The following is a 6,214-nucleotide window of genomic DNA, read 5'->3' as shown; positions in this document are numbered from 1 at the left end:
CAGAACCGGTAGGACCTGTAGGACCGTGACCGTTCAGGCCCGTCGCACCGGGAGCCGCCAGGCCGGGAGCCGCTAGGCCGTTGCCACGAGGCGCGGTGCCACGAGGCGGGATGCTCGCGACGAGCAGCACGGCAGGCAGATGGACGAGCGCGCGAACCCCGCCGGTATCCGAGCGTGCCAGCCGCACCGCGATGTCGTGCCGCGCGGCCAGGCGGGCCACGACGAACAGGCCGAGGCGTTGGGCGATCGAGAAGTCGAACACCGGAGGCTCGGCCAGCCGCTGGTTGGCTGCGGTCAGCTCCTTCTCCGACATCCCGAGGCCGGCGTCGTCGATGATGATGAGCAGTCTGCCGTCGTCGAGGCGGGACGCGGCGAGGTCGACCGCGAGGTATGGCGGGGAGAACTGGGCGGCGTTCTCCAGTAGCTCGGCGACGAGGTGGACGACGTGGTTGACGGAGTCGGCGGCAACCTGCACCTCCGGCACCTCGATGATCTGGATCCGTTCGTACTGCTCGATCTCGCCGATCGCGGCCTGCAGCACGTCACCCAGCGGTACCGGACCCGCCCGGCGCCGGCCCGGTCCAGCCCCCGCGAGCACGAGCAGGTTCTCGCTGTTGCGGCGCATCCGGGTCGCCAGGTGGTCAAGCTTGAACAGGTTCTCCAGCTGGAGGGGGTTCTCCTCGGTGGCCTCCAGCCGGTCGATGAGCGCGATCTGCCGTTCGATGAGGCTCTGGCTGCGCCGGGACAGGCTCAGGAACAGGGTGTTGACGTTGCGCCGCAGGCCGGCCTGTTCGGCAGCCAGCCGCACCGCCTCGTGCTGCAGCTCGTCGAAGGTGCGCGCGACCTCGCCGATCTCGTCACGGGAGTCGATGGCGATGGCGATGGACCGGATCGTCGTGTCGACCTGGTCCGGGTACGCGGTTTGCAGCTGCTCGATCAGGTGGGGAAGGCGCTCGTGGGCGACGTCGAGGGCGCCCGTCCGCAGTCTGCGCAGGGGGCCGGTCATCGTGCGCGCGATCGCCAGCGTCCACACGATCGCACCGACCATGATAGTGATGATCAGCGCGCCGAGGATGGCGGTCCGCTCCCAGGCGGTGGAGCGCAGCTCGCTCGCGGACCCGATGACGTTGTCGAGCAGGCCGGTCTCGACGGTGCGCAGCAGCTCGATGTGGGTGGTGCTGGCCGCGAACCACTGGTCGGGATCGATGCCGAGGTCGGGCAGTCGCTGACGCTGGACGGCACGGTCGGGGGTGCGCTTGACCGTCAGCAGCGCCTGACCGTTGACGATCTGATCGTAGCGGATCCGGTCGCTGGGGCGGGCTGCGGCGCGGAACGCGTCCTCGGCCGTCTGTTCCTCGGCGAGGAGACCGGACATCCGTTCGGCGGCGCCGAACTCGAACCGGCCGGTGAGGGCCGTGGCGTAGAGCTGACCGCGGATCTGGGAGTTGATCTCCTTGATGGTCGACAGGTCATTGAGGACCATGGTGGAGTAGCGGAGCTCGTCGTCGTTCCTGTCCTGCCCGATCCGGCGGTCGAAGGCGAGCAGGCGGCTGATCGTGGTCGAGTACTCGCTCAGGATCGCGCCGATGGGCAGCTTCCCGCCCCGGACGGCCTGGCGCAGCGCGGGCAGTGCGGCCATGCTCTGCCGCACCTGCGCGGACAGCGGGGAGGCCCCTCGGCCGAGACGGCCGGAGGAGGACCTTAGCGAGGCCTGGAAACGGGTCAGCGCCTTGTCCACAACACGCTGCTCGGTGTTCAGCCGGTCGGCCAGCGCCCTGCTGGTCGGGTTGGCGCCACGCCCACTCATGATGAAGCCCGCGGCGAGATCCCGCTCGAGCTGCATCTCGTGCACCGCCGCGGTCACGTCCCGGCCGAGTTTCGCCGCGGTCACCCCGTGACCATAGCTGGCGGCGTCGGGCAGCCAGGTCACGCCGGCGAGAATCGCCACCGCCAGGAAGGCCGCCATGGGCACCGCCAACGCCGCGAAGAGCTTCCCGCGCACGGGGAGGTCGTGCAGGCACGGCCGCCGCCACGGACGCGATCGGAACTCCCCCGCCCCGGTCATGGCCGCGGCGGCGGTCGGAGCCGTAGCGGTCGAGGCCCCCGCCGAGTGCCGCCGACGCCGCACCGGGGATAGCTGCTCCCGGTCCCCGGGTGTGCCCGCGCCACGATGCCGGCCCTCGACAGAGGACCCCGGCGGGTCATCCGTCGCGACCCGCCTTCTTCCCGGCTGGACCACGAGATCCGTACCTCTCGCCCTCTCGGATCGCCCTCTGGAACTGTCCCGCCAGGCCAGTCCCGGCCCCGGCCGGCAAAGACTATGCCTTGGCCTGCAAAGACTATGTGGGCGCCCGATGCCGCCGCCGGTGGGGTCGCCTGACGATCGGCCCCGTCAATCACCCGCGCTGCCGGGCAGCCCGGCTGCGGTTGTTGCCCGACAAACAACTAGTGTCGCCCCTGGCCACTGCCAGCTTTCACTCCTCACCGAGCCGGGCATGCGGGGAGCGCGATGATCCACGGGTTTCGAAGCACGGTCGCGGGCCTTGCGCTTCTCTCCGTAGTCGCGCTGGCCGCCTGCGATGGCGGTGGCAAAGCCGAGCCGGCCCGAGTTTCCGGCGAGGTCAAGATCGGACTGCTCGCCCCCCTGACCCAGGGCAATCCCGAAACGGGGCGTGACGCACAACGCGGAGCAGAGCTCGCCAGCCGTCTCATCAACGCCGGCGAAAGCTGGGCGGGCGACGAGACCAGAGGTTCCTGGGGGCCATCCGGCCGGGCCCAGCTTTCTGTTGTGACATTGGACACAAGCAGCGATCCGCGCCAGGCCGCGGACGTCACGTCACGCTTAATGACCAACCACGGTGTCGTGGGCATCGTCGGCGCGTTCACCCCGGACGCCACCCTGGAAGCCAGCCAGCGGGCCGAACGCCTGCAGATCCCGTTCGTCAGCGGAGGCCCGCCGCTGACGGCGCTGACCGAACGTGGGCTGAGCTGGTTCTTCCGGATCGGACCCGACGCGGCCGACTACGGCGGCACCTTCCTGTCCCTGCTGCGTGACGCCGAGCAGCCGGGCCAGGAGCGCCGACGCGTCGCCCTGCTTTACACCAACGACGCCACCGGCCTCGATATGCAGGCGACTGTGGCAGAGTTCGCCGAGGAGACCGGTTACCCGGTCGTGGCGAGCGTGGCCTACCAGCCGGGTACAGGCCAGCCGGGTACCGGCGATCTGGCCGCCGCCGTCGGCGCCTTGCGAACCGCTGCACCCGACGTTGTACTGACGAATATTTCTCCCAGCCAGGGCGAAATTCTGGGAAACACTTTCCGGGATGGTGGGTACATACCACCCGCGGTTGTCGTGTACGGCGACCCGGCGGAGGCCGCCCGACTCGCCGCGGTTCCCGAGTTCGCCGATCGGGTCAGCCGTCAGGTCGCCTGGTCGATGCCCATCGCCCGGGCCAATCCGCTGGCCGCGAGAGTAATCGACCGCTATCTGCACGATTTCGGGGCGCCGATGACCGAGGATGCGGCCGAGGCCTTCACCGCCGTGACCACGATCGCGCAGGCAATCGACGACGCGGGCAGTGCGGATCGTGAACTGGTCCGCTCCGCGTTGACCGCCCTGAATCTACCCGCGAGTTCGACCATCATGCCGTGGAACGGCGTCCATTTCGACGGAACCCACCAGAACACACTTTCCGCAACAGCGATCGAACAGGCCACCGGTACGACGTTCAGAACCGTCTACCCCCGCGACCTGGCCACGACGACGGTCAGGTGGCCCGCGCCGGGGACGGCCGTGACGGCTGTCGGACATCCGTCATCGGGGGCGACATCGGCGTCACAGTCGACGCCAGGGACCAGGACCAGGACACGGAACGAGTAGGTATCAAGTAGGTATACGGAACGAGTAGGTACGCGGATCGTTCTCCGCCCGGCCCGTCCACGGATCACCTCGCCGGCGCGAGATCCGCCACCAGCACCGGATCGAGGCCGCCGGGGGCGCCGTCCGGCTCGGTCTTCTCCAGCCGGAACCGGGCCGCGCGTCCGTCGAGCTCGAGGACGGCGAGCTGACTGTCGAACCAGGGTCCGTGGGTGACCGTCCACCGGATGGACCGGCCCCGCACCCCGGCAAGGCGGGCGAAGGCCGCGGAGAATGCGGCTAGCGGAGCGCGCCGGGAGATCGCGCCGACCCGCCGGATCGCCGGACCGAGCGGGTTGCGGAACGGCGAGCACACCGCCTGCCACACTGGGCTCGGCGCCGTGGCCGCGGCGGTGAGGTCGGACTGCGCCGGGAAGTCGGCACGGGCCAGATAGGCGTGGTGCACGTCACCGGACAGCACGATCACGCTGGCCGGCGCCGGACCGCGTTCCCCCGCCGAGATAGACCGAAGCAGCTCCGCCATCGCGGCGAAGGAGGAGCCGAAGGCCGACCAGTGTTCGAGGTCGAGGGCCTGGCGGACCCGCTCGGCCACGGCCGCGGCCCGTCGGCCCCACCGCCCGCCCGCAATCAGCTCGCTGGCCGCCTCGACGTTGTGGATCGTCGGTGTCAGCAGGAACGGGACGGAGGTGCCGAGCAACAGGTGATCCACCTCGCCGTCGTGCAGGGTCTGTTCCCGCACCCACTCCCACTCGACGGCGTCGATCATCGCCCGCGAACCGTCGGGGGACACCACCCGTGCACACCGGGAGTCGATCACGATCAGCCGGGTCCGACCGAGGTCCCATCGGAAACTCCATCGCACCGCCCGGCCGGCCGGTTCGCCGTGGCCCTCAGGCTGGGCACCCTCAGGCTGGGCGACGGCACGGGGACCGACCCGGCCATCGGCCGCGGCGGTTCGCCCCGCGGTCACGTCGGGGTGGTCTGCCGCCTCGTCAGCCCGTCGGGCGAACGCGCGCAGCACCTGCTCCGCCACGCTGCCGGCCACGCTGTCGGCCACGCTGGCCGGGGCGGCCCCGCCCTCGGGCACTGCGGGGGTTCCCGCCTCGACCACGGCCCGGAACACCGGATCACACTCCCGGACGGCCGGGGCCAGGTTACCGAGGTGCTGGTAGAGCCAGTAGGCCATGATCCCGCCGGTGACGCGTGCGTCCCACCACGGCGCGGCCCTAATCTCCGTACGCCATGCCGCGGAGATGTTCCAGTCGTCTCGCACATCATGATCGTCAAAGATCATCGCCGTCGGGACCGTTGACAGTAACCAGCGGATGTCCGTCTGCGACCACGCCTCCTGGTACAGCCAGGTGTACTCCTCGAAGTCGGCGATCTCCTCCCCCGGCGGGACGGTGACATCCCGCCGGTCACGAATCCGCGCCGCCGTCTGCGAGGAGACATGATCGGCATAGACCTGGTCACCGAGCAGAAGCAGGACATCCGGCCAGGAGGCGGGGTCGTGCGCGGGCAGTTCCAGGGCGAGGGCGTGCAGCGCGTCCGTGCCGAGTCCACGGCTGTCCTGATCGGCGTTCAGGGTGTACGGCTGCTCCTGCGGCGCGGTCACCCGGCAGGAGCCGAAGACCAGCCGCAGGGGCCCCTCGTCCTTGACGGGACGCAGCAGGCTCGGCGGCCTGCCCGGCTCCGGCCAGACCCGCACCGCGCCGTCGGTGGGCGGCTCGGACCCGACCGCCGGCCCTCCGGGCCCGGGACCCGTCAACCACACCTCGTCCGTCAACCACACCTCGTAGGGAACCGGCTCTCCCGGCGTCAGGCCTTCGACCACGACGACTGCGTAGTGGTGCCCGGCCACCTCGAAGGTACGGGCCTGCCCAGCCGGCGGATCGAACGTCGCACGTGCGAGTGCGCCACGCGGGACCCGGACCTCGACATCACAAGCAGCGTCGACCTCCATCCACAGAGTGACACGCGTTGCCTCGGTGTGCCGGTGGATGGGGCCGAGAAGCGAACGAGTCATTCGCCCACTCTCGTCCAACGAGACGAACGCACGTCCGGCTATCGCACGGCATGGACAGCGTGCTACTTAACGACCACACTCGGCTGATCGCCTTCAGGCGACGGCGCCACGCGAGCCACTCCAGGAAGTCGGACGACAGGCTCGTCGTGTAGCGCCGTTCACGGCAGCGCGAGCGAAGATATTCTGGAGATTTTTGAGCTGGGCCTTCAAACTCGGGCCTTCCTTCCTTCAGCTAGGAGCCGGTCTATCCAACTGTTGCCGCACGGAGGAGATCGGAGGTATGTCGGCTGTAGGGGGACGTAATGAAGTAA

General features: G+C 69.7%; 3 protein-coding genes. 1 reads left to right on the top strand and 2 read right to left on the bottom strand.

The genetic code is table 11. The features are described from left to right. Nucleotides 1-2,065, bottom strand: a 2,065-nt coding sequence (locus ACY5KJ_RS06870; RefSeq protein WP_462203011.1) for a sensor histidine kinase, incomplete at its 3' end; no start/stop codon positions are given. Between the two features lie 444 nt (nt 2,066-2,509). Between ACY5KJ_RS06870 and ACY5KJ_RS06865 the strand changes: the two genes are divergently transcribed. Then, nucleotides 2,510-3,880: an ABC transporter substrate-binding protein gene (locus ACY5KJ_RS06865; RefSeq protein WP_462203010.1), complete on the top strand. Its 1,371-nt coding sequence runs from the start codon at nt 2,510-2,512 to the stop codon at nt 3,878-3,880. A gap of 64 nt (nt 3,881-3,944) precedes the next feature. On the opposite strand, the gene ACY5KJ_RS06860 is transcribed toward ACY5KJ_RS06865, so the two are convergent. Further along, nucleotides 3,945-5,903 (bottom strand): DUF7800 domain-containing protein, encoded by a 1,959-nt coding sequence (locus ACY5KJ_RS06860; RefSeq protein ID WP_462187242.1) that lies wholly within the window; start codon nt 5,901-5,903, stop codon nt 3,945-3,947. Between the last annotated feature and the right edge of the window lie 311 nt (nt 5,904-6,214).

The sequence above is a fragment of the Frankia sp. CcWB3 genome (assembly GCF_977927595.1).
Note: the sequence above shows the minus strand (reverse complement) of the source record. Positions and strands in the feature narration are given on the sequence as shown.

Bases quoted from the DNA above. Each gene is read 5' to 3' on its own strand.
- ACY5KJ_RS06865 (WP_462203010.1), top strand. From the start codon at position 2,510: ATGATCCACGGGTTTCGAAGCACGGTCGCGGGCCTTGCGCTTCTCTCC.
- ACY5KJ_RS06860 (WP_462187242.1), bottom strand. From the start codon at position 5,903: ATGACTCGTTCGCTTCTCGGCCCCATCCACCGGCACACCGAGGCAACG.